The organism is Veillonella sp. KGMB01456 (assembly GCF_023051165.1).
Taxonomy (GTDB): Bacteria; Bacillota; Negativicutes; order Veillonellales; family Veillonellaceae; genus Veillonella_A.
In genome coordinates this window covers 1-21,820 of the sequence record NZ_JALKIG010000003.1, presented here as the reverse complement: position 1 = coordinate 21,820, position 21,820 = coordinate 1, and the positions used below count along the sequence as shown (strand labels likewise).

The window sequence follows — 21,820 nt, the reverse complement described above, 5'->3', positions numbered from 1 at the left end:
TCACACAGTTCAAACTAAGATTCTGCCACCGCCTGTAAATTTAACTGTGCTGAGCTAATAACTCAACAAAAGCCTTCATATTGGCCGCCAAATCGGGACCGCGACGGAACATATCGCCACCGACCAAGAACATCGTATCCGGACCGTAAATATCCAGTAACTCCGGCAAACGTTTTTCCGTAACACCACCGCCCGGTGAAGGACACGTAGCTTTCAAACCTTCAATCGGATTCGTACAGTAGGCGGAAATACGTTGGCATTGCTGCGCCGTAAAGGTAAAACGGCCGCCATAGGACACAAAAATCGACATATCGGAACCAAACAAACGCGGCAATAAGCCCATCCATAAGTAGTCGGCAATACCGGAAATCCCCGGTAATACAAACCCGCCCATCATGGCCGGATGCGTAATAATCGGCAAGCCTAATTCATCATCCGTAGCCAAACGATGGAGCCACCCGTAACCAACTAAAGCCGGTGCCACCATTAACGCCGTAGCGCCCATGGCTTTAGCATAATGAGCTCGCTCCAACACCGCTTCACCGTCGGCCGATACATTGGCGGCATACAGCGTATGCTGCCCGGTTTGCGCATTTGTTTCAGCTACAGCGGCCGCACAACGTTTAATTCGTTCTTCAAACGTACAGAACGGTTGATTCGTAATGCCGTGATCATCTTTAATCACATCGGCTCCACCCTGCACATAGGCTTTACACATGTCCGCCAATTGAGCCGGTGATATTCCCATCGGCTTAATAACCGCTTGTATCATAGCGCGCTTTGGTGTTTTCACCAATTCACGGATACCGTTTAAACCAAATCGTGGTCCTTTAAAGCAATCAATCAGCGATGGCGCAAGGTCAATATCCACCACCCAAATATGAGGCTGCAAAGACGAATTACCAAACACCACATTCAAAAATTGCGTAGCTTCAAAAGCACTGCATTCCACACCATAGGAAATGCGAGCCAAATAATATTTGCCGTCACCGGTAGGTTCCAACGATTCAAGGCGCCCTACTATATCGCGTTTAATATCTTCATTCGTTACAAAATCATAAGGAAATTCAATGGTTTGTTCCACTTGTACACCCCAAGCAACGGCTTTCGCCTCTTCATAGCTCGGCGCTTCTATCTGATAGGTCACCACAAACCGCTCATTACACAAGGTCTCCATTTTTGCCTCCTTTTTACATACATCTCTAATGTATTATTTTACAATAAATCGACCATTTATTATAGATAATAATTCAATAAATTTCTATATACAGCCTTTCAATATGGCTAATCCTTCAACAAATTACTACTTGTTATAAGTATTTTATGATAAACTATAAAAAGAGAAAAGAGAGCCTCAATGTGATACAGAAGATTTGCCTATCATGTTGAGTCGTATTTAAGGAGGAACATACTATGAATTGGAACAATTACATCTCAAAAACAGCACAAGAATTGCCTGCTTCAGGCATTCGTAAAATTTGGGAGATGGCCTTATCCATGGATAATGTGCTGTCATTAGGCGTTGGCGAACCGGACTATGCACCACCGCAGAAAGTACTGGACGCCGCTATCAAAAGCCTTGAAAATAAAGAAACAAGTTATACCAGTAACGCCGGCTTATTACCGCTTCTCACGGCCATTCGAAAATGGTACGGCAAGCGCTATGGCGTTGACTATACCGAAAACGAAATGATGCTCACCGTCGGCGCCAGCGAAGCCATCGATTTAGCTATGCGTGTATTGCTAGATGAAGGGGACGAAGTCCTCATTCCGGATCCATCCTATGTGGCCTATGCAGCGGAAGTCAAACTAAATAAAGGCGTGGCTGTCATGGTGCCGACTCATTTGGAAGAAGGCTTCAAAATTACACCGACTGCCATTGAAAAAGCGGTTACTCCTAAAACTAAAGTGTTACTCATGGGGTACCCAAGTAATCCGACCGGCGCCATTTTAACACGGGAAGAACTGGAAGGCATTGCGGAGGTTGTAAAAAAACATGACCTCATCGTTGTAAGTGATGAGATTTATTCCGAATTAACCTATGGTCGCACTCATACGAGCATTGCCGCCTTACCGGGCATGAAAGAACGCACCCTTATTTTAAACGGTTTCTCCAAAGCTTACGCTATGACCGGTTTACGTATCGGCTTCCTCTTGGCTCCTGCGGAAATTATTGAACAGGCTATCAAAATTCACCAGTACAGCATTGTTGCACCGGCTACCCCGATTCAACATGCCGCCATCGTGGCACTCAACGAATGCGACGACAGCGTAGTTGCTATGCGTGAAGAATACGAAGCACGGCGCGATTTAATTGTTGCAGGCTTCCAAAAGATGGGGCTTCCCATCGCGGTTCCGGAAGGTGCCTTCTATGTATTCCCTGATATTTCAAGTTGCGGCTTAAGTGACTTTGATTTCGCCGTTCAGTTGTTACAACAGGAACACGTAGCCGTAGTACCTGGCTCCGCTTTCGGCGAATGCGGTAAAGGACGCATCCGCTGCTCCTACGCATCATCTCGCGAAACCATTCAGGAAGCGTTGAACCGAATTGAACGATTCATTAACGGTTTGAAAAAATAAAAATAAATTAAAAATGCGGTTGGAAGCAACTTGTCTTCAAACCGCATTTTTATGTCTGAGGATATATTTTATCACAACCCCATTTTAAAATTGTATTATATATCCTTCCATATTTATTTTATTTATTCAAACTATCCTTGAGGGCATCCAATTCTTGGCGTAGCTGAGCAATAATACTATCTTGCGCATTATCTCGCTCTTTTAACGCCTCATTTTCAGCTTTCAAATTCTGCACCGTATCCAGCAGATTAGTATCCTCTTACCTATATATGCTTAGAGGCTGTAATCTTACAATTACAGCCCCCTAATATATTTACACAACAAAACTTTGCTATGTACTATTTTAAGTTATTGCTTATTCTAATTTTATGCGTCAGCCAATGCTTTACCGCGTGCTTCGCAGTCTGCCAAAGCAGCATCATCAGGAGCACCGAAAACAGGCAAGTTATCAGCTACGATTTCAGCACCGGTTGCTTTTACGCGTTCAGCCCAATCTTCGAGCCAAGTACCGCCCCAACCATAGGAGCCGAAAAGAATTACTTTTTTGCCGGATAATTTAGGTTCCAAAGCTGTGTAGAATGGTTCGAATTCCATTTCTTCCAACTGTTCAGCACCCATATCAGCACAACCTAAAGCTAATTTGTCAAAAGCAGCTGCTTCATCAGCGGAAATTTCAGACACGGATTTAACGACTACTTCTTGACCTGCACCGGCAATACCTTTACCGATTGCTTCTGCCATTGCTTGTGTGTTACCTGTACCAGACCAATAAATTACACCAATCATGTGATTACCTCCTACTAGCATGCCGTTACGGCTACCAAAGACTCTAATTGTTTACCATTTAAAAGCTGGGTATGACAGTAATTTCTGCATGCCCGAAAACAGTGAAACGAATGCATGGCGGACATAGGATTGCCATAGACTTTCCATTCGCCGCAAAGCTTATAGCCCGCGCCTTTCATACGAATAAAAGAGCGTACATCGTGGAGTGGATAGCCCAAGAACAGACCGATTTCATGAGGAAAGTCCATCCGTTCTTCCAAACGACCTTTTAAGCGCTCAAACCACGTTTCCAAAGATTCCGTCGGCAAATAGCCGTAGAGTTTTAAAAACGCAGCATGTTCGGGACGACGTAAATATTCCTCTAACATTCGTTTGCGGAACACCAACAATAATCTTCGCCGATCGCAATGACACAGTTCATAAAAGAACAAGCCGCGATCATTAAATTTCTCATTATACGCCGACAAAGCCGTTGTCAAATGCAAATCCATATCTCGTGGAATGGCCACAAGATTCGCCACCTTGATTCCCCGTATTGCCGGCGCACAATGATAACCGATAATAGAATCTATTTCGCTTACCATAGTTCACCCTGCCTCTCAATGTTTTCAGGAGAACACTTGCTCTCAAGGCTGTCATACTAGTAAATCCGGATTTATGAATAGTAGCTTTTACCAAGCTACTATGACTTGGTTTTAAAATAATTAAGCTAACTATCTTCTTAATTCATCATACAATCAAAGCGCTGTTCTGTCAATATAATTGACAGTTATTTTCAATTATGAAATTTAAGCAAAGAACCTATAGCTTTCACTTAAACGATAGTTATCGATGTGCACTAAAAGTCTACAACCTTTGTAAAACAAAGAGGATGGGGTATCTTTATTGTATACCTCATCCTCTTTTAAAACGGTAGCCACAGCTACATTCCAGCTCCATCCGGACATTTTTATTGAGAAAATAATTCAATATTACAGAAATTATGTTTCGTTTCCAACACTAGCGCCATTATGTTTCCAACACTAGCTCCATAATGTTTCCGGCACGGCGCCATTATGTTTCCGGCTCGACGTCATTATGTTTCCGGCACATCACCATTAAACTTCCTATTTTAACTTACTCATGAACTTTTCGTTGTTGATGACAAATCGTTCGTGCGTTCCCTTCCCAATACAAGTATCGCCTTCATAAGCAGCCACTTCATAGCTGATTTTACGGCCATCCACAGCTGATACCTTCGCTTCCGCACGAATCTGAGCACCCATAGCCGATGCCTTATCGTGGGAAATACTGAGGGAAATACCCACCGTACCGTCACCATCCGGTAATCTACCGGCCAAAGCGGCTACCGCCGCTTCTTCCATAAGGGCACACATTGCAGGCGTAGCGAATACTTCAAGAGCACCGCTTTTCATCGTTTTGGCAATATTGTGCTCATTAACAACCACTGTTGCCTCACCCTTTAATCCCACTTCTATATTCATAATGAAACCTCCTGTAGCTATACCTAATCACCATTAATACGTTTAATGTAATCCCCTACCGGCCAAATACTGCAACTAATTCCAGCCATCCACTATGGCAATCTCAACCGGCGATTTGACTATTACATTATATTCTAAAAACAGTATACTACATTTCAAGAGGCCTTGCTGAAAATTATTATTAAAATGCAAAAAGCCGCCCCTTGCGGGACGACCTTTGCAGCGAGTATAAAATTGTAACCTCGTATGGCTCTCCCTTATGCATCGCAATTAGCAGTAAACGATGTATATGGTTAACACCATGAACGGGTTAATAAATAATTAGGTATAAACGAATTCTTATTTAATGAAGCTTACGTGTTTGTTAATTTCAGCAAGCACTTTTTCTTTCGTTTCGTTGTATTCCACTTTTTTCTGTTCGAACCAGTTGTTGCCATAGGTGTCGATGGACACGATCAATGGACCGAATTCTTTAACACGGCAAGTCCACAATGTTTCCGGCATGCCTAACTCTTTCCAGTTAGCTTGTTCGATTTCTTCTACTTCTGTAGCGGCCAATACGGCATTACCGGCCGGGAATACCAAGTGCAACGCTTTGAATTCCTGACAAGCTTTTTGAGTGCCCGGGCCCATACCGCCTTTACCGACGATGAGGCGAACACCGGTATGTTTTACGAAATCGTATTCGAATTTTTCCATACGCATACTGGTCGTAGGACCTACGGAAATCATTTCGTATTTACCGTTAGCTTCATCGATAGTTTTTACAATCGGACCGGCGTGCAAAATAGCACCGTTGCGAACGTCAACCGGCAGTTCACGACCGTATTCAATCAAACGGCGATGAGCTACGTCACGGCAAGTTGTAATGTGGCCCGTTAAATATACAATATCACCGGCTTTAATGCCTTCTAAATCTTCTGCGGAAATCGGTGTTGTTAAGATTTTCTTTTCCATTAGTATTTCACCCCACTATGCGATAAAACAGTACACTGACCATCTTTAGTAAACACTAAGTGACCACGACGGTGATTCCAGCAACCAACGTTAACAGCTACGCTCAAAACGGAAGGATGACGGGTACCGTTTTCGATATTAACACCCATAACGGATTTGTCGCCGCCCATACCTTGCGGTCCTAAATGAAGGGCATTGATGCCATCTTCCAACAATTGTTCCATATACGCTGCGTTTTTATTAGGATTATGAGAACCTACCGGACGCATGATCGCTTTTTTGGAGTATAAAGCTGCGGTGTCAATGGAGGTAGCAATACCTACGCCTACCAATAACGGTGGGCATGCATTTAAGCCGTAAGACGTCATCAAATCGAGTACGAATTTGGCAACCCCTTCGTAACCTTCGCCCGGCATTAAAGTTTTACCGCTGCCCGGCAAGGAGCAACCGCCGCCGGCCATGTAAGGGTAAATTTCTACATCGTCACGGTCAGGAACAATGTCCCAAAGAATGTATGGAGCCGTTAAGCCGATGTTTTTCTTCGTGTTGAATTCGTCAAATGTTTCTACACAGTTATGACGCAATGGAGTTTCCTGCGTAGCCTGATAGGTAGCATCGCGCAAAATAGTTTCCAATTCGCCGATTAACGGGAAGTTGGCACCACATTTTACCCAATACTGCAATACGCCTGTATCCTGACAGGATGGACGGCTCAATTCTTTAGCCAATTCCATATTCTTGTGCATTGTGTCATAAATCGTTTTTGCCAACGGATTCTTTTCGTCCGCTGCCAATTCTTTTAATTTAGCGTCAACATCATCCGGCAATACTTTAGAAAAATAGCCTACAAAATCCGCAAGAATTTGAGTCATTCGTTGACTCATTTTTTCCTTATCCATACATATCCTCCTTTAACTTATGGGATGTACCGATCCCAAATTACAATCTGTACATATAGAAAAACCTAGAAAAATTTTTATCAAAAATGTTTTGCCGCTTAAAATCAAGGGTAAAACGGGAAGAAAATCGGTAATAAAATGAGTGAAGTGATCATTGCTAAGATTATGTAAGGACCACCTACTTTGACATAGTCCATAAAACTATAGCCTGCTACGTTATATACCATCGTATTCGGCGGACAACCGATTGGTGTAGCAAAGGCTACGGAACCGCCTATAACGGTCGCCATAAGTACCGCTTTCGGGTCGGCCCCAACCTGCTGTGCCAAGGCCAAGCTGATTGGCACCAATAAAGCAGTCGTCGCTGTATTGGACATGAACTGAGTCAAAATAGCAGCGATACAGAATACAACGGCCAATAACATAAACGGCGACGGATTATCACCGAGGCTCTGAATAATCGTATCCGCAATCATAGCACCGGCGCCGGTTTTCACAAGAGCCTGAGCTAAGGCCAAGGAACCTACAAAGAGTAAAATCGTTTTCATATCAATAGCATTAACGGCTACTTTTTCAGAAATCGTGCGCGTCGCTACGAGGAATAAAGCCCCAATCCAGGCAATAACGTGTAATTTAATGCCCAATTGTGATTCAAAAATCATCCCCAGTACGGTCGCAACCAAGGTACCGGCAGCAAATACTTTGCGCCACATGGCCACTTTACTGTAATCGGCGTCAGTCGTATACTCCGTAGCCGGTGTGTGAGTTGGCTCTTCCGGCAATAACTTATGACCGATTAAAGCGAAGTACGCAATACCTACGAGCAATACCGGCAAACCTACCAAGGCATAGTCGAAGAAGGCGAAGGCCAAATTCTGCTGTGCCAAACCGGATTGAGCAATCATGTTGCCCGGTGAACCGATGAGACTCACATTACCACCGGCAGATGCGGCAATAGCTAAAGGCATTAACAGTTTCGTTGCCTTAATGCCGGTGCGCTGCACAAGATCCATGGCCAGTGGAATCAATACGGCGGTTGTACCCGTATTGGATAAGAATGTAGACATAAGACCCGTGATACACATTACGGCAATAATTAACTGACGTTCCGTTTTGGCAAAACGATTGATTAAACCGCCCACCGCATGAGCCACGCCGGTATCGAAAAAGGCGGCCCCTACAATGAACATGGCCATAAAGAGCAATACATTGGAATCCACAAAGCCTAAGAATGCTTCTTTCGGTGTGAGCACACCGGTCAAGGTCAAGCAAACGGCTACCGTCATAGCGGTTATGGACAAGGGGATTTTCTCCCAAACGAACATGATAATGGCAAAAACTAAAAGAACTAGGGTTACAATAACACCATCCATCTTTGTCTCCTCTCGTACACTAATTGTATTGGTGATACTGTGAATGCATTCGATACTTTCATTATACGCATATACCATAATTCAGCTATCCAAATTACGCTATGAAAATTATTATCAATTACTCTTTATTATGCGATTTGTTATATACTTTTAATGCAAATGATATAAAAAAACAACCGGCTTTTATTTTTAAAAACCGGCTATTATCATCACTCCCTACTTATCATATGACCGTATTCTTATTTCAAATAATATAAAAAAATGCCAACTTCCACTTTTTTTAGATAGCCGTATTTATTTATCTAAAATTTCATCCAAAGTAGCTAATGCGAGACGTAATTGTTCACGAGCGGCCACCAATTCAGCATCAGCGCTGCTTGACTCACTCATAGGATGCGCGCCTTTATCAGTCGGGGTCGCCTCATTTTCAGTCGTTTTTTTTCTATAAGTCTCTAACCGCTCATTAATCCCCGCATCATCGACGGCAATATATTCCTTCCAATTATCCATCATCGTATGACGCTCTACCTTGCCGGCTACCTGACGATATTCCGTCGGCGTCGTATGAAAATGCTTGCGAAAGGCCGTATTAAAGGCTTTCACATCAGAAAAGCCACATTCATTGGCAATGTCTACGATTTGCTGCTTCGTATTAACTAACTGTACCGCTGCCTCTCTTAAGCGCATGCGCAGTACATAGGCCTTAAACGAAATGCCCAACTGCCGTTTAAAAAATTGCGACGCATAACTTTCGGTATAGCCGCCAATATCGGCTATCTCCCCCAAAGTCAACGGTTCTTTATAATGTTGATCAATGTAAGTAATCATTTTTTCAAAGGTAGCCGCCTGTTGCAAGGCCACCGGATTTCCCTGAGGCATATAGGAAACAGGCTTTAACAAATCGATTAAACAATGGAGAATACCTAAAAATTCCCTTTCTATTGCAATATCCGGTTCTTCTACCACATTAATGGTCGTAACCTCATCAACTTTATGTTTAGCCAACTGCCGCATCAATTCACTAAGTTGTGTCCGCAACTTGTCATACCCTGAATCGTATCGAGTCATTTCATCGGTGGCCAAAAAGAAACTGGATTGCCTAAATTCCTTGTCATATTGCGCCAGCATTTGCGGATGTAAATGTAACACCATAGCTATCGTATCCGGCTCCAAAGCCAACGTAGCATGCCCACACTGCGGCGGCAAGATAATAAAATCATCGGGGCCCAAATTGGTGTACTCATTGTCATGACATACCTCGACCGCTCCCTGCAGTACTAAGAGCACTTCAATCTCCGGATGCCAATTATAATGATACGTGCCAATCCGATAAATATATTGGCTGAAGGCTATATGTCCATGTTGGTATAAAAAATTATAAAATTGCATGATTCCTCCTACTTTGTTAAACGTTCATAACAAGGGCAACTCACAATATGGTCGTTTACCATGCCGATAGCCTGTAAAAAAGAATATACAATCGTAGGTCCCACAAAGGTAAAACCGCGTTTCTTCAAATCCTTACTGATTTGCTCCGCCAACGGTGTTATAGCCGGCACGTCCGCTTCTGTTTGCCAGTGACCAACTAAACTTTCGCCGTTCGTAAACGCCCAGATATACGCATCAAAAGATCCGAACTCGGCCTGAATTTTCTTAAATGCCAAGGCATTTTTACGAAGTGAAGCAATCTTAAGTCGATTCCGAATAATATTCGGATTCTCCAATAATTGAGACTCTTTGTCCGGCGTATAGGCCGCCACTTTATTTATATCGAAACCATCAAATGCTTCACGCATGGCTTCGCGACGTTTTAGTACTAACGTCCAACTGAGTCCGGCCTGCATAGTTTCCAGTACTAAAAACTCAAACAAAACGGAATCCTCATGGGTTGGCACGCCCCACTCGGTATCATGATATACTTGCTCTTCCAAGCTGCGTTTAGCCCACGCACATTCTCTGCCGGTTGTCATACGTCTACCTCCACCGTAAAGTAGCATATTTTAAACATAATTGCAAATACTCAAATCATATACGCCATTGAAAACACTCATAATGTATGCAAAATTAACATAATCAAAATTATATTTTATCATTTAAATGTGGCATTTTTTTCTAATTTAGCCTATAGTAGTATTATACCATGTTATATAGTAGGGGGTATTTCTTACGGAGGTGTTACCTATGATGCAACTGACAGGTGGTATTATCGTAATCATCGCATTTGCCGCCATCATTAGAAAGTATGAAACCCGCACCGTTCTACTTGTAGCCGGCGCACTTATGTGTTTCATCGGCGGCGTAATGGGCCAATTCATGGATTCGTTTGTCAAAACCATGATTCACGGTTCCTTAGTCCCAACTATTTGTACCGTAATGGGCTTTGCTTTCGTTATGAAGCATACGGAATGTGACCAACATTTAGTGCATGCATTATCAGGCCTTATTTCTAAAAGCCATGCCATTATCATTCCGCTTGCCATGCTCGTAACCTGGTGGCTCAACATCGCCGTTACCAGTGCAGCCGGTGCCGCTGCGGCTATCGGCAGTATCTTGATTCCCGCTTTAATTGCGGCCGGCGTACATCCGGCCATGGCCGGTGCCGCTATCTTAGCCGGCACTTGGGGCAGTGCCATCAGCCCCGGCAATACGCATGTGGCCTTCATTTCCAAGATGGCCAATGTAGATGTTATGTTCGTTGTCCTTGAAACTGCCTTACCGGCCATCATCGCATCCTTAGTAGTAGCCGTATCACTTACCTTAGTAACGGCATTTCGCAAGGAAGGCCCAAGCAAGGCTCGCCAAGAAGCGTTAGCAGAACAAGGTACCGCTTCTATCGTAAGTAAATTCAAAGTTAACGGTCTTAAAGCTATGGCACCGATTGTGCCGCTCGTTATTTTAGTTGTAACCAACTTAAACATTGCTGCGCTCAAAGATATGGGGATTGCTAAAGTAAGCGTACCGGCCGCTATGATTATCGGCTGTGTAGTAGCTCTCATTATTGCCCGCGCCAATCCGCAAGAAGTAACGAAAGACTTCTTCAAGGGCATGGGCGATGCCTACGGCAGCATCATCGGTCTTATCATCGCCGCTGCGGTTTTCACCAAAGGCATGCAGGCCATGGGCCTTACCGATGCGTTATTAACGTATATGAAGGATTCTCAATCCATCGCTAAAATTGCCGGCAGCTTCGGTCCGTTCATTATCGCTATCTTAAGCGGTTCCGGCGACGCAGCAGCGCTTGCCTTCAACGGTGCCATCACACCGCATGCAGCCAGCTTCGGCATGAACATGGTCGACCTTGGCTCCTTGGCACAGATTTCAGGGGCTATCGGTCGTTCTACTTCACCGGTAGCGGGTGCGGCCATTATTTGTGCATCCCTCGCCAATGTAGGTCCTATGGAGCTTGCCAAACGTAATATCGTGCCAATGTTGGTTGGCGTTATTACATTCCTTATTTTATTCTAAGTTGAAATTTGCATCCCCTATTCATTACTATATTAACCGGTACTATTAATTATTTATAACTGAAAACTCTCACATTATACAATTTCTTTATTTTATTCTCTCACATTATGTTTAGGAGGTTCTCATGATCCAAGAAAAGCGTATCCTTGATGAATTCTTAGAATTGATTCAAATTCCTTGCTCCACCCTTAAAGAACGTGAAATCGCCGACTTATTGACCAAGCGTTTAGAAGCTTTCGGTTTTACCGTTGAAGAAGATAATGCCGGTGAAAAATTGGGTGGCAATGCAGGTAACTTAGTGGCAACTCTTAAAGGAAATGTTCCTTCCGCCCCTATGATTATGCTCACCGCTCACATGGACTGCGTAGAACCTTGCGCCAATATTAAACCACAAATTAAAGACGGCCTCATTACTTCGGACGGCACTACAATCCTCGGGGGTGACGACAAAGCCGGTGTGGTAGCTATCCTAGAAGCCTTGCGTGTTGTTAAAGAAGACAATCTCCCTCATGGCGATATACAGGTTGTCTTTACTATCGCTGAAGAAGGCGGTGTAAACGGCTCTAAGAATATGGATTCGTCCTTACTTAAAGCTAAATTGGGTTATACTTTTGATACCTCCGGTGCACCGGGCCGTATCGTACATAAAGCACCGGGCCAGAACAAAGTACGTGCCACCATCACCGGTAAAGCGGCTCATGCCGGCAACGCTCCGGAAAAAGGCATTAACGCCATCGTTGCGGCCGGTCATATTTTAATAAAACTACCGCAAGGCCGTATCGACGAAGAAACGACTTGCAACATCGGTACCATCAGTGGTGGTCGTGCTACCAATATCGTAGCGGAAGAAGCGGTTATCTTTATGGAAACCCGCAGCCGTAATAAAGCAAAATTAGCTAAATTAACCGACGAAGTGGTAGCTATTTTCGAACAGGGCGCTAAAGACACTAATACGTCCATTAAAGTAGAAGTATTACCGGCTTACGATCCGTTCGATGTGCCGGTAGATTCCGAAACAATTCGCCTCGCTTCCAAAGCGGCCGAAGAATTGGGCTTCACCGTTAATGTAGTTGAATCCGGCGGCGGCAGTGATGCCAGCTTCTTCAATGCCTATGGTGTACCGACAGCCGTTCTCGGTGTTGGTATGACCAATGTGCATACGAAAGAAGAATGCATTAAGGAAGAAGATTTATATAATTCCGCCCGCTTAGCTTTACAAATTATTGTGGAAGCAGCTAAATAGTAACATTAAATCTGTATAACGAAAACGCCCCGTTCCTTAAGAACGGGGCGTTTTCGTTATTATTTTTTATTGTCATTTATCTATTATTATGACATCACCCACTCATCAAAATAGTGGACATTCGTCTATTAGTCATGACTATGGACTTTTCATATATTCTATGTTAGAATAACAGACAGATAAAAGCTTTTAGTTTTAAAATTTAGTAATACACAGTCTTACCTTGTGTCACCGGATGCGGGTAAGCGGCATTAATGCATCAATGCGTCTATCGTAGGTCTTAGAAGATAGATACTTTGGTGTGTTTTTTTTTGAGGTAGCAAACGTATGGAACAACCAATTTCAACAACACTATTTGATAAAATAAAACACTTTGTCGCGTTAACAATCCCCATTATTTTGACGCAATTCGCTATAACCGGCGGATCCTTCGTATCAGTAGTCCTTACGGGCCAATTCAGCACGGTGGATTTAGCCGGCATGTCTGTAGGCTTTAATCTATGGACAGCCTGTTATTTCGGCATATTGGGGATTCATCTGGGTATCTCCCCTATCATTGCACAGCTCTTAGGCGCGAATCATAAAGATAATATCCCTACAATTATATATCACGGGCTTATTTTAAGTGTCTGTTTCTTTTTACTCTTAATTTTCTTAGGCGTAACTGTCCTTGACCCATTATTATTAAGTTTGAATTTGGAGCCGGCCGCCTACGAAATTTGTTGGCTCTATTTAAAGGCCATTGCTTGGGGCCTGTTGCCACTTATTTTAACCTGTGTCTTGCGTAATACCGTCGATTGTCATGGTTATACACGCTACACCATGTATATTATCCTCTGTGGCCTGGGTGTTCATATTTTCCTTGATTACGCTCTTATACTCGGTTATTTCGGCTTTCCTGCCTTAGGAGCGCTTGGTGCCGGCATTGCTACTACTGTAGCTTACTGGTTTAATTTCTTAGCCTTCGTAACTTTATTACTCTTTGGCAAAACTTTTAAAAATTACCGATTATTCCGTAAAGGCTTCACTTTTGATTTTACCTACATTCGAGAACAATTACGTTTAGGTATCCCCATCGGGCTTGCCATTTTTGCAGAAAGCAGTATTTTCAGCCTCGCTGGCATTGCCGCCACCGTTTACGGTACTAAAATTATTGCCGCCCATCAGGCTGCTATCAGCTTTACATCGTTATTCTATGGTGTGCCTTTAAGCATCGGTATTGCCGCCACTATCACGGTAGGTTATGCAGTAGGCGCCAAAAACTTACTAGCTGCCAAAACCTATTCTTATATCGCCCGTGGTACAGCTGTAGTATTAGCATTAAGTATTTGCCTCTATACCTTTACAAATTTACCGCGCATCGCCGGTTACTATACCAATGATCCGAGTATGGTAGGATTAATCGGCAGCTTCCTTAGTTACGCCGTATTTTTCACGGTTATTGACGCTTTAGGAACACCAATTCAAGGTATTCTACGCGGCTATAAAGATGTGCGCATCATCTCGATTATCGCCATAAGCAGCTTCTGTGGTACCAGCATTCCCATTGCTGCCTTCTTTACCTTCGTACTAAACTACGGGCCATACGCCATTTGGATTGGCCTCTTAGGCAGTACAGCCATCGCCGCCACCCTCTTCACATGGCGCGTCTGGTATATCCAACACAAAAAGTTTAAAATCATAAATACATAAAAACTAAGATTAGTTTAGACAAATTGAGCTACCACTTATAATTTAAAATAGAAAATAAAGCGCCTCAGCCAAAATTGGCTGAGGCGCTTTTAGTTATGTACTATAAAAATTTACTGCAAACTCCGGACGCTATTTTATTTTGCACCATAACGTTAGTGCGCTTATTCTACCTTAAGTTTATTGTGCTTATTTTCCTTAAGTTTATTGTGCTTATTTTTCTTTCAAATAAGATTCAATTAAAGCGCCCGTAAAAGCAATGCCATTAATCATATCCTTTTCGTCAATATTGAACTTAGGATTATGATGCGGTGCCGCAATATCGGAACCTAAAATCATATAGGTACCGCGTCCGCCATTGCCGATTACCCGTTCCAAGAAGTAAGCGCAGTCTTCACTGCCGCCCCCTTCATTGGCTAACGGTACATCTTTAAAGATACCTAAATCTTTGGCAATAACCTGTACTTCTTTAGCCAAATCTTCTGAGTTAATGCAGGCCGGCGCACTGCCCATTTCTTTGATGTCCACTTCATTTTCATACATAGCGGCCGCACCTTTTAACACTTCATAGGCTCGTTTGCAGATATAATCATTAACTTCACCGGTAGCACCGCGCGTTTCTATCTGTAAATAGGCTCTGTCCGGAATAACGTTACGACCTGTGCCGGACTCTAAAACGCCTACGTTAATACAGGAGTTACCTTTGGAGTGACGAGAAATGGCTTGCAAGTTTAAAGCCGCCGTACAAGCTGCCAATAAGGAGTTTTTGCCAAGCTCCGGCGACCCGCCTGCATGAGAGGAGTAGCCTTTAAAGGTTACGTCTAATTTAGTCGTAGCCAAGAAGCCGTTATTTAAACAAGCAAGGCAACCGGCAATATTCTTATTAATCCCGATATGCATGCCGAAGAAGATATCTACATCATCAACAACACCGGCATCAACCATGGATTTCGCACCACGAACCCCCTCTTCAGCAGGCTGTAAAATCAATTTAAAGGTGCCGTGGAGCCCTTCTTTATGAGTCGTTATATATTCGGCCAAGCCTAGGGCCATTGTTAAATGGGCATCATGACCGCAAGCATGCATGGCTTTTTCATGCTTCGATACAAACCCTTCTTTAACCGGTAAATGATCGTCTGCCGTGGATTCCATAACATCATTGGAGTCGATGTCGGCACGGAAAGCTACCGTAGGCCCCTCGTCATCGAAATGCAAGGTCGCCACCATGCCGGTAAAACCATATCCCATGGCTTCTACCCACTTTGGATTAGCCCCTTCTTGAAGGGCTCGGTCCATGGCCGCTTTCATAACGGCGTCTTCAGGCACACCCATACGCGATTCGGCCTTAACAACCTCTTTGCCGACTTTTAAATCATAACCTAATTCAGTCAAGCGATCAGCTGCCATAGCGGCCGTCCGATATTCCAACCAACCCGGTTCCGGATGTTGATGCAAATCACGCCGCATAGCTATAAATTTTTCACGATTATCGTTGGCAAATGCAACACTCTTATATGTACTCATGTAAACCACGCCTCCCTAATGTCTTAATTACGAGTATTTTTCAACTGCTACCTTTATCTTACCACACTCCGGGGACATCTGTAATCTCATAATATAATTTAAACGGTCTTTTGATATATCGAATACGAATAAATATATAAAGAGCTACGGCTGAATATTAAAGGAAAAGCACCGCCATACAAAAAGAAAAGCGCACCTTGCGGCACGCTTTTCAAAATCTCATTATAATCCAATCGAAGGCTCTAATGAGTCAGTATTTAATTAATAGTGTAAATCGTCAGGGCTTACACGATGACGGAATGTCCAGTAAGTCCAACCTTGGTAGATTAATACGATTGGCACAAAGATAAGTGCTACAATCGTCATCAACGTCAACGTATATTCGGAAGACGAAGCATTTTTAATCGTTAAGCTCCAAGCCGGATTTAAGCTGGAAACCATGATACGTGGGAACAAACCTGCAAAGTAAGCGGCTGTTACCGAAATAATGCTCAAGCAGCTGAAAGTGAAGCCAACGCCCGGACGACGTACGCGGGTGAAGCCCCAAGAAATCAAGAAGAATACGATGCAAAGAGCAAACGCAACTGTTGCAATCATGCTGTTGAACAAATCAGTGAAGTAGTAAGTAGCCCCTACTAATACGAGAGCGCCTACTGCAGTAATCACGCCTTCTACCAAAGCGGTAGCACGTGCACGTTCAGAGATAGGACCGGTTGTTTTAATAGCCGTATACAAAGCACCATGATAAACGAATACCAAGATGAATGCCAAACCACAAAGGATTGTGTAAGGGCTAAGTAAATCGAAGAAGCCGCCTACGAAGTTCATCTGAGCATCAATCGGAGTACCTTGAATCAAGTTACCAACAGTAACGCCCCAAAGAAGAGCCGGAATTAAAGAACCGAAGAAAATGCAATAATCGAAAGTTTTACGCCATGCAATGGATTTGTCTTTACTACGGAATTCGAATGCTACGCCGCGAGCAATTAAAGCAGCTAACATCAAGAATAAAGCCAAGTAAAAACCACTGAACAAAGTAGCATAAACATGTGGGAAGGATGCAAATGTTGCACCACCGGCCGTAATCATCCATACCTGGTTGCCGTCCCATACAGGACCAACGGTATTGATCATTTGACGACGTTCCACATCAGTTTTACCTAAGAATGGAAGCAAAATGCCTACACCATAGTCAAAGCCTTCAAGTGTGAAGAACCCGGCGAATAATACGCAAACGAGGATGAACCACACTACGTCTAAGTTCTGTAAAATTACTTCCATAATGCTGCCTCCTCTCCTTCGATATCATGAGACGGATTGCCTTCAGGACCTTTTTTAATGTGTTTAACCGCTAAATAAAGTGCTGCAATCGCTGCCAAAATGTAAACAGCGGAGAAACCAATAATGGTAGTCCAAACTTCAGCAGCCGTTACAGTGCTGGATACACCGTCAGCTGTTTTCTGTAAGCCGTAAACAAGCCATGGCTGACGACCCATTTCAGCAACATACCAACCGGTTGCGTTAGCAATGTAAGGGAATGGTAACATCCAGAATACGAGTTGTAACATACCGCGTGATTGTTCCAATTTGCCGGCACGGTTCATTGCGAAAGCAATGATAGCTACCAACAATACCAAAGAGCCGGAGAAAATCATAGCACGGAATGTCCAGTACATGGACGTTACATGTGGGATATAGTCCCCAGGACCATATTTTTGTACATCAGCATTCTGAAGGTCTTTCATACCTTTCATTTCACCGTTGAAGTCATCAGTAGCGATGAAGCTGAGTAAACCAGGAATTTCGATAGCACTGTTAGTTACCTGATTTTTTTCATCAATCGAAGCAACTAAACTGAAAGATGCACCTTTAGTTGTGTCCCAAAGACCTTCAACGGATGCAATTTTCATAGGTTGTACTTTAGTTACATACTGGCCATGTAAGTGACCGGCACCGGCAACCAAAACACCACCGATAATTGTGAAAACTAAGCCCCATTTAATAGAGCGTTTGTAGAAATCTACCGCATTATTGCGGAGAATGTGCCAAGCACTGATAGATGCGATGATAACGCCTGCAGTCATAAGACCGGCAAAGAAAATATGGCTGAATTGGCCCGGTACATAACCGTTGCTCAAAATAACGCCGAAGTCCTGCATTTCTGCACGGCCATTACGAATCACATAACCAACCGGATGCTGCATAAAGGAGCTGGCCACCAAAATCCAGAAAGCGGATAAGTTGGTACCGATAGCTACCAATACGGCTACAACCGCATGAGCTTTAGCGGACAATTTGTCCCAGCCAAAAATCCAAGCCCCCATAAAAGTGGATTCAAGGAAGAAAGCTGTTAAAGCTTCCAAGGCAAGAGGTGCGCCGAAGATATCACCCATGAAACGGGAATATTCAGCCCAGTTCATACCGAAGTGGAACTCCTGCACGATACCGGTTACAACACCCATGGCAAAATTGATTAAAAATAATTTCCCCCAGAACTTTGCCATTTTTTTGTACACTTCATTGTTTGTCGATACATAAGTAATTTCTAAACATGCAACGACTACTGTCATCCCTAGTGTAACAGGAACGAACAGCCAGTGATAGATCGATGTCAAGGCAAATTGCCATCGAGCTAACAGTAATGCTTCCATCATACGTAAAACCTCCTCACTTATAAATCGCGCGCTTGCGCCTTCGATGGACAAACTCTCTGTAAATGTATTTCTCGCTCACGTTTCGCCAAGGTTTCAAAATCCACAGCTTGTAGTTCCTTAACTAAATGGCTTTGAATTTGACAAAATTGCTCTTGTACCGAACAATTACCGTGACAACCACGGGAACAAGTTTCACTATCATACAAACACCGCTGCAAATAGGTTGCCCCTTCTACAGCTTCTATAACATCTAATAAAGTGATTTCTTTAGGTTTACGTGCTAAGGCAAAACCGCCATCTACACCGCGGAACGATTGCATAATATTGCCTGATATTAAATTTCTCATAATTTTGAGAAGAAATCGATCCGGAATTTTCTGCGCTTTGGCGAGCTCCCCGCCGGTAATTTTAGTCCCATTCGGCAGGAGCGACATATGCAAAACCATACGGAATGCATAATCTGTTGCTTGGTTAAGTTTCATTGTGACCCCCTAAATCCTAATTCGAATCATTATCCCAATAATTTGCTTTCCCTTTTGTAAGATTGAACAATACAATCTTAGTATACATTGAGTTCACAAAAAAATGCTCAAATCTCGAGCATTTTTTCTATTACTTACATTATAGACAATACAGTGTGTAATTGCAATAACACATCTATTCAATTTTACAAGATATTCAGCGAATTTTTATAAAATTTCGCGAATCATATCGATTGCTAAATAGGCTATGCCTGACATAATGGCACTTAACGGAATGGTCACAAACCAAGCTAATACCATGGAGCGCGCTACACCCCAGTTTACGGCCTTAACACGTTTAGCCGTCCCTACCCCCATAATCGAGCCGCTCACAACGTGTGTGGTCGATACCGGTAAGTGTAAGAAAGTAGCGGTAAAAATCGTAATGGCAGAGTTCAAATCGGCCGCAAAGCCGTTGATGCTTTCTAGTTTAAAAATCTTAGTACCCATGGTGCTGATAATACGCCAACCGCCGGCTGCCGTACCTAAGGCCATAGCGGACGCACAGGCTACTTTTACCCAAGTCGGTACATCTAAAGTATCGATATAACCGCCGCTGAGTAAGGTTAAGGTAATAATCCCCATTGCCTTCTGCGCATCGTTGGAACCGTGGGAAAACGCCATTAAGGTCGCGGATAATAACTGCATATTGCGGAATCTGTCATTCAAAGCAATCGGCGAGAAACTACCGAACAGGAACAATAAGATGTGCATGATAATATAACCTAAAATCATGGCAATAATCGGCGATAACACGAGTGATAAGAAAATTTTACCGATGCCGTTAAAGTTAAGGGCTTCATGACCGACAGCTACCATAACCGCCCCGATAACACCGCCGATAAGGGCGTGTGACGAAGAACTCGGAATTCCGTACCACCAGGTGACCAAGTTCCAAATGATAGCTCCCAAGAGGGCCGCACTGATAACTTCCGCATTAATTAAATTGGCGGACATAACTAAATCACCGCCGATGGTCTTAGCTACACCGGTACTTACGAGGGCCCCCACGAAATTGAGGACCGCCGTCATCATAACCGCTTTTTTAGGTGAAATGGCTCGCGTCGATACGGATGTAGCAATGGCGTTGGCCGTATCATGGAACCCGTTAATATAATCAAAAGCCAATGCTAAGAGTACCACCAGCCATACAAACCAATGATCAAGCATACTTCAACACAACCCGGCGGAATGTACCGACCAAATCCTCGCAACCGTCAATGACTTCTTCCATGGAGCTAAGGATTTCCTTCCATTTGATGATTTCAATCGGATCTTTACAATCGCGGAATAAAATGGCCATTTCTTCATGATATACGGCGTCAGCTTCTTCTTCCAGACGAAGTACTTCAAGCACGCGGCCTTCTACACGAACATGATTCTTCTTAAGGCTATTCATATAAGAAATGGATTTTGTAATATGTTTTAAGCATTTCTGCACAATTTCAATTAAACGGATAGCACCTTTGGTAGGTTGACCTACGTTATACATACACATTTTATCCATAATGTCTTTCATACTATCCAAAGTAATATCCAACTGTTCAATGAGTTGTTGAATGTCTTCACGATCCATTGGGGTAATAAAGGTGGACCGCAACTGTTCAATCGTTTGGTTTACCAATTGATCGGCTTCTTTTTCTTTCTGGTCGATTACGCGGAGTGCTTCTTCTTTAGGTAATTCATTTTTAAATGCCTGCTCCATAACAACGGATGCGTCATGGCATAGTGAAACATGATTATTTAAAATGTTGAAAAATTTTTCTTCCTTGCCTTTTAAATGAAAAGCCATAATATCCTCCATAACATATGATTGTGGTACTTGCTATTTATTGATTTCAAAAACTAAGTGACGAATTTCAGGCAATACTAATTTGGTCATGCCGAGTGTAACGGCGCCAACCGATCCGGGCAATGAAATAAGCAATACATCGGAACTTACACCGGCCGTTGCTCGCGACGCAATGGCTCTCGTACCGATATCTTCGGTGAAGCTTAAATATCTGAATAATTCGCCAAATCCCGGGATTATTTTAGTGCACAGTGACTCCACTGCTTCAATCGATACATCACGCTTGGCTATGCCTGTACCGCCTGTTAAAATAACAGCATCCAGACTTTCGATTGCAATCCAACGTTGCAATACTTCGGAAATTCTTGTAAAATCATCAGGTACAATCGTCCTGACTTTTACAATATGGCCTCCTTCCTCGATTAGTTGAACAACCGTGTCGCCGCCCTTATCGGTTTCCGGTGTACGGGTATCCGATACGGTCAAAACGCCGAGTACCAAAGGTCGTTCTGAGACTTCTTGTAAGGACATGTTCGACTCCTCCACACAAATACATTTTACACTATCTTGATAATTTACAAAGCCTTTACTCTTAGTATAACACGAATTGGCAATCGTGGTTAACAACATTACACTTTTCATTTGTAAAGTTTATGTAAAAATTGAGTTTTTGTAATTCTCAGATGAACTATTGTCAATGAAAATGCAAAAAAGCCTACATCCGAGGTGTACATCACCCCAGATGCAGGCTATTTTTTTAGCTATTTGCCGGTTGTTCGGCAAAATGTATTAAATTTTGAGTTATAGGACAAAAAGTGTGTGTAAAAAGTGCTGTAAACCTAGATAGATACTG

At 43.1% G+C, this 21,820-nt stretch carries 20 protein-coding genes; 4 read left to right on the top strand and 16 right to left on the bottom strand.

The genetic code is table 11. The annotated features are described in order from the left end of the window. Positions 1 to 40 precede the first annotated feature (40 nt). Positions 41 to 1,168, bottom strand: coding sequence for a RuBisCO large subunit C-terminal-like domain-containing protein (locus MXE28_RS01255; protein WP_156704673.1), 1,128 nt, complete (start codon positions 1,166 to 1,168; stop codon positions 41 to 43). A gap of 245 nt (positions 1,169 to 1,413) precedes the next feature. Between MXE28_RS01255 and MXE28_RS01250 the strand changes: the two genes are divergently transcribed. Further along, on the top strand, positions 1,414 to 2,580 hold the full coding sequence (locus tag MXE28_RS01250; protein WP_021841724.1) for an aminotransferase class I/II-fold pyridoxal phosphate-dependent enzyme: 1,167 nt from the start codon (positions 1,414 to 1,416) through the stop codon (positions 2,578 to 2,580). Positions 2,581 to 2,946: 366 nt separating this feature from the next. On the opposite strand, the gene MXE28_RS01245 is transcribed toward MXE28_RS01250, so the two are convergent. The 8 genes from MXE28_RS01245 to MXE28_RS01210 all read right to left on the bottom strand — a co-directional run bounded on the left by MXE28_RS01245 (position 2,947) and on the right by MXE28_RS01210 (position 10,049). After that, positions 2,947 to 3,366 (bottom strand): flavodoxin, encoded by a 420-nt coding sequence (locus MXE28_RS01245; RefSeq protein ID WP_021841725.1) that lies wholly within the window; start codon positions 3,364 to 3,366, stop codon positions 2,947 to 2,949. Positions 3,367 to 3,380: 14 nt separating this feature from the next. Then, positions 3,381 to 3,950: a DUF3793 family protein gene (locus MXE28_RS01240; RefSeq protein ID WP_021841726.1), complete on the bottom strand. Its 570-nt coding sequence runs from the start codon at positions 3,948 to 3,950 to the stop codon at positions 3,381 to 3,383. Positions 3,951 to 4,472: 522 nt separating this feature from the next. Next, the gene (locus MXE28_RS01235; RefSeq protein ID WP_226973970.1) at positions 4,473 to 4,850 is read right to left on the bottom strand and encodes a thioesterase family protein; all 378 of its coding nucleotides are present in this window, start codon (positions 4,848 to 4,850) and stop codon (positions 4,473 to 4,475) included. Positions 4,851 to 5,189: 339 nt separating this feature from the next. Next, entirely contained in the window at positions 5,190 to 5,807 is a 618-nt protein-coding gene (ttdB, locus tag MXE28_RS01230) for a L(+)-tartrate dehydratase subunit beta (protein ID WP_021841728.1), read from the bottom strand. Next, complete coding sequence (ttdA, locus tag MXE28_RS01225) at positions 5,807 to 6,706, bottom strand: L(+)-tartrate dehydratase subunit alpha (RefSeq protein WP_021841729.1); 900 nt, start codon at positions 6,704 to 6,706, stop codon at positions 5,807 to 5,809. The genes ttdB and ttdA overlap by 1 nt, the downstream gene beginning before the upstream one ends. Before the next feature lie 104 nt (positions 6,707 to 6,810). Then, positions 6,811 to 8,079 (bottom strand): SLC13 family permease, encoded by a 1,269-nt coding sequence (locus MXE28_RS01220; RefSeq protein ID WP_247239726.1) that lies wholly within the window; start codon positions 8,077 to 8,079, stop codon positions 6,811 to 6,813. A gap of 294 nt (positions 8,080 to 8,373) precedes the next feature. Further along, positions 8,374 to 9,468, bottom strand: a complete 1,095-nt coding sequence (locus tag MXE28_RS01215; RefSeq protein WP_247239725.1) for an AraC family transcriptional regulator — start codon at positions 9,466 to 9,468, stop codon at positions 8,374 to 8,376. Between the two features lie 8 nt (positions 9,469 to 9,476). Next, the gene (locus MXE28_RS01210) at positions 9,477 to 10,049 is read right to left on the bottom strand and encodes a DNA-3-methyladenine glycosylase I (RefSeq protein ID WP_021841732.1); all 573 of its coding nucleotides are present in this window, start codon (positions 10,047 to 10,049) and stop codon (positions 9,477 to 9,479) included. A gap of 211 nt (positions 10,050 to 10,260) precedes the next feature. Here MXE28_RS01210 and dcuC point away from each other — a divergent pair, with 211 nt between their 5' ends. The 3 genes from dcuC to MXE28_RS01195 all read left to right on the top strand — a co-directional run bounded on the left by dcuC (position 10,261) and on the right by MXE28_RS01195 (position 14,479). Further along, entirely contained in the window at positions 10,261 to 11,544 is a 1,284-nt protein-coding gene (gene dcuC / locus MXE28_RS01205; RefSeq protein ID WP_247239724.1) for a C4-dicarboxylate transporter DcuC, read from the top strand. Positions 11,545 to 11,668: 124 nt separating this feature from the next. Continuing rightward, positions 11,669 to 12,787: a M20/M25/M40 family metallo-hydrolase gene (locus MXE28_RS01200; RefSeq protein WP_021841734.1), complete on the top strand. Its 1,119-nt coding sequence runs from the start codon at positions 11,669 to 11,671 to the stop codon at positions 12,785 to 12,787. A gap of 327 nt (positions 12,788 to 13,114) precedes the next feature. After that, positions 13,115 to 14,479, top strand: a complete 1,365-nt coding sequence (locus MXE28_RS01195; protein WP_021841735.1) for an MATE family efflux transporter — start codon at positions 13,115 to 13,117, stop codon at positions 14,477 to 14,479. Between the two features lie 210 nt (positions 14,480 to 14,689). On the opposite strand, the gene MXE28_RS01190 is transcribed toward MXE28_RS01195, so the two are convergent. The 7 genes from MXE28_RS01190 to MXE28_RS01160 form a co-directional block, all read right to left on the bottom strand. Then, positions 14,690 to 16,000 carry an amidohydrolase gene (locus MXE28_RS01190; RefSeq protein WP_021841736.1) on the bottom strand — a complete coding sequence of 437 codons (1,311 nt, stop codon included), beginning with the start codon at positions 15,998 to 16,000 and terminating at the stop codon, positions 14,690 to 14,692. Positions 16,001 to 16,261: 261 nt separating this feature from the next. Beyond that, positions 16,262 to 17,281 (bottom strand): cytochrome d ubiquinol oxidase subunit II, encoded by a 1,020-nt coding sequence (cydB, locus tag MXE28_RS01185; RefSeq protein ID WP_021841737.1) that lies wholly within the window; start codon positions 17,279 to 17,281, stop codon positions 16,262 to 16,264. Continuing rightward, positions 17,272 to 18,654, bottom strand: coding sequence for a cytochrome ubiquinol oxidase subunit I (locus MXE28_RS01180; RefSeq protein ID WP_021841738.1), 1,383 nt, complete (start codon positions 18,652 to 18,654; stop codon positions 17,272 to 17,274). The genes cydB and MXE28_RS01180 overlap by 10 nt, the downstream gene beginning before the upstream one ends. Before the next feature lie 17 nt (positions 18,655 to 18,671). Further along, positions 18,672 to 19,136: an Rrf2 family transcriptional regulator gene (locus MXE28_RS01175; RefSeq protein WP_021841739.1), complete on the bottom strand. Its 465-nt coding sequence runs from the start codon at positions 19,134 to 19,136 to the stop codon at positions 18,672 to 18,674. Positions 19,137 to 19,343: 207 nt separating this feature from the next. Then, positions 19,344 to 20,345 (bottom strand): inorganic phosphate transporter, encoded by a 1,002-nt coding sequence (locus MXE28_RS01170; protein WP_021841740.1) that lies wholly within the window; start codon positions 20,343 to 20,345, stop codon positions 19,344 to 19,346. Then, a complete protein-coding gene (locus tag MXE28_RS01165; RefSeq protein ID WP_021841741.1) occupies positions 20,338 to 20,967 on the bottom strand; it encodes a DUF47 family protein in 630 nt (209 codons plus the stop codon). Before MXE28_RS01165 ends, MXE28_RS01170 begins: the two co-directional genes overlap by 8 nt. 33 nt (positions 20,968 to 21,000) lie before the next feature. Beyond that, entirely contained in the window at positions 21,001 to 21,498 is a 498-nt protein-coding gene (locus MXE28_RS01160) for a MogA/MoaB family molybdenum cofactor biosynthesis protein (protein ID WP_021841742.1), read from the bottom strand. Between the last annotated feature and the right edge of the window lie 322 nt (positions 21,499 to 21,820).

Excerpts from the sequence above, each read along its gene's own strand:
- MXE28_RS01250 (WP_021841724.1), top strand. The coding sequence starts at position 1,414 with ATGAATTGGAACAATTACATCTCAAAAACAGCACAAGAATTGCCTGCT.
- MXE28_RS01245 (WP_021841725.1), bottom strand. The coding sequence starts at position 3,366 with ATGATTGGTGTAATTTATTGGTCTGGTACAGGTAACACACAAGCAATG.
- MXE28_RS01240 (WP_021841726.1), bottom strand. The coding sequence starts at position 3,950 with ATGGTAAGCGAAATAGATTCTATTATCGGTTATCATTGTGCGCCGGCA.
- MXE28_RS01235 (WP_226973970.1), bottom strand. The coding sequence starts at position 4,850 with ATGAATATAGAAGTGGGATTAAAGGGTGAGGCAACAGTGGTTGTTAAT.
- ttdB (WP_021841728.1), bottom strand. The coding sequence starts at position 5,807 with ATGGAAAAGAAAATCTTAACAACACCGATTTCCGCAGAAGATTTAGAA.
- ttdA (WP_021841729.1), bottom strand. The coding sequence starts at position 6,706 with ATGGATAAGGAAAAAATGAGTCAACGAATGACTCAAATTCTTGCGGAT.
- MXE28_RS01220 (WP_247239726.1), bottom strand. The coding sequence starts at position 8,079 with ATGGATGGTGTTATTGTAACCCTAGTTCTTTTAGTTTTTGCCATTATC.
- MXE28_RS01215 (WP_247239725.1), bottom strand. The coding sequence starts at position 9,468 with ATGCAATTTTATAATTTTTTATACCAACATGGACATATAGCCTTCAGC.
- MXE28_RS01210 (WP_021841732.1), bottom strand. The coding sequence starts at position 10,049 with ATGACAACCGGCAGAGAATGTGCGTGGGCTAAACGCAGCTTGGAAGAG.
- dcuC (WP_247239724.1), top strand. The coding sequence starts at position 10,261 with ATGATGCAACTGACAGGTGGTATTATCGTAATCATCGCATTTGCCGCC.
- MXE28_RS01200 (WP_021841734.1), top strand. The coding sequence starts at position 11,669 with ATGATCCAAGAAAAGCGTATCCTTGATGAATTCTTAGAATTGATTCAA.
- MXE28_RS01195 (WP_021841735.1), top strand. The coding sequence starts at position 13,115 with ATGGAACAACCAATTTCAACAACACTATTTGATAAAATAAAACACTTT.
- MXE28_RS01190 (WP_021841736.1), bottom strand. The coding sequence starts at position 16,000 with ATGAGTACATATAAGAGTGTTGCATTTGCCAACGATAATCGTGAAAAA.
- cydB (WP_021841737.1), bottom strand. The coding sequence starts at position 17,281 with ATGGAAGTAATTTTACAGAACTTAGACGTAGTGTGGTTCATCCTCGTT.
- MXE28_RS01180 (WP_021841738.1), bottom strand. The coding sequence starts at position 18,654 with ATGATGGAAGCATTACTGTTAGCTCGATGGCAATTTGCCTTGACATCG.
- MXE28_RS01175 (WP_021841739.1), bottom strand. The coding sequence starts at position 19,136 with ATGAAACTTAACCAAGCAACAGATTATGCATTCCGTATGGTTTTGCAT.
- MXE28_RS01170 (WP_021841740.1), bottom strand. The coding sequence starts at position 20,345 with ATGCTTGATCATTGGTTTGTATGGCTGGTGGTACTCTTAGCATTGGCT.
- MXE28_RS01165 (WP_021841741.1), bottom strand. The coding sequence starts at position 20,967 with ATGGCTTTTCATTTAAAAGGCAAGGAAGAAAAATTTTTCAACATTTTA.
- MXE28_RS01160 (WP_021841742.1), bottom strand. The coding sequence starts at position 21,498 with ATGTCCTTACAAGAAGTCTCAGAACGACCTTTGGTACTCGGCGTTTTG.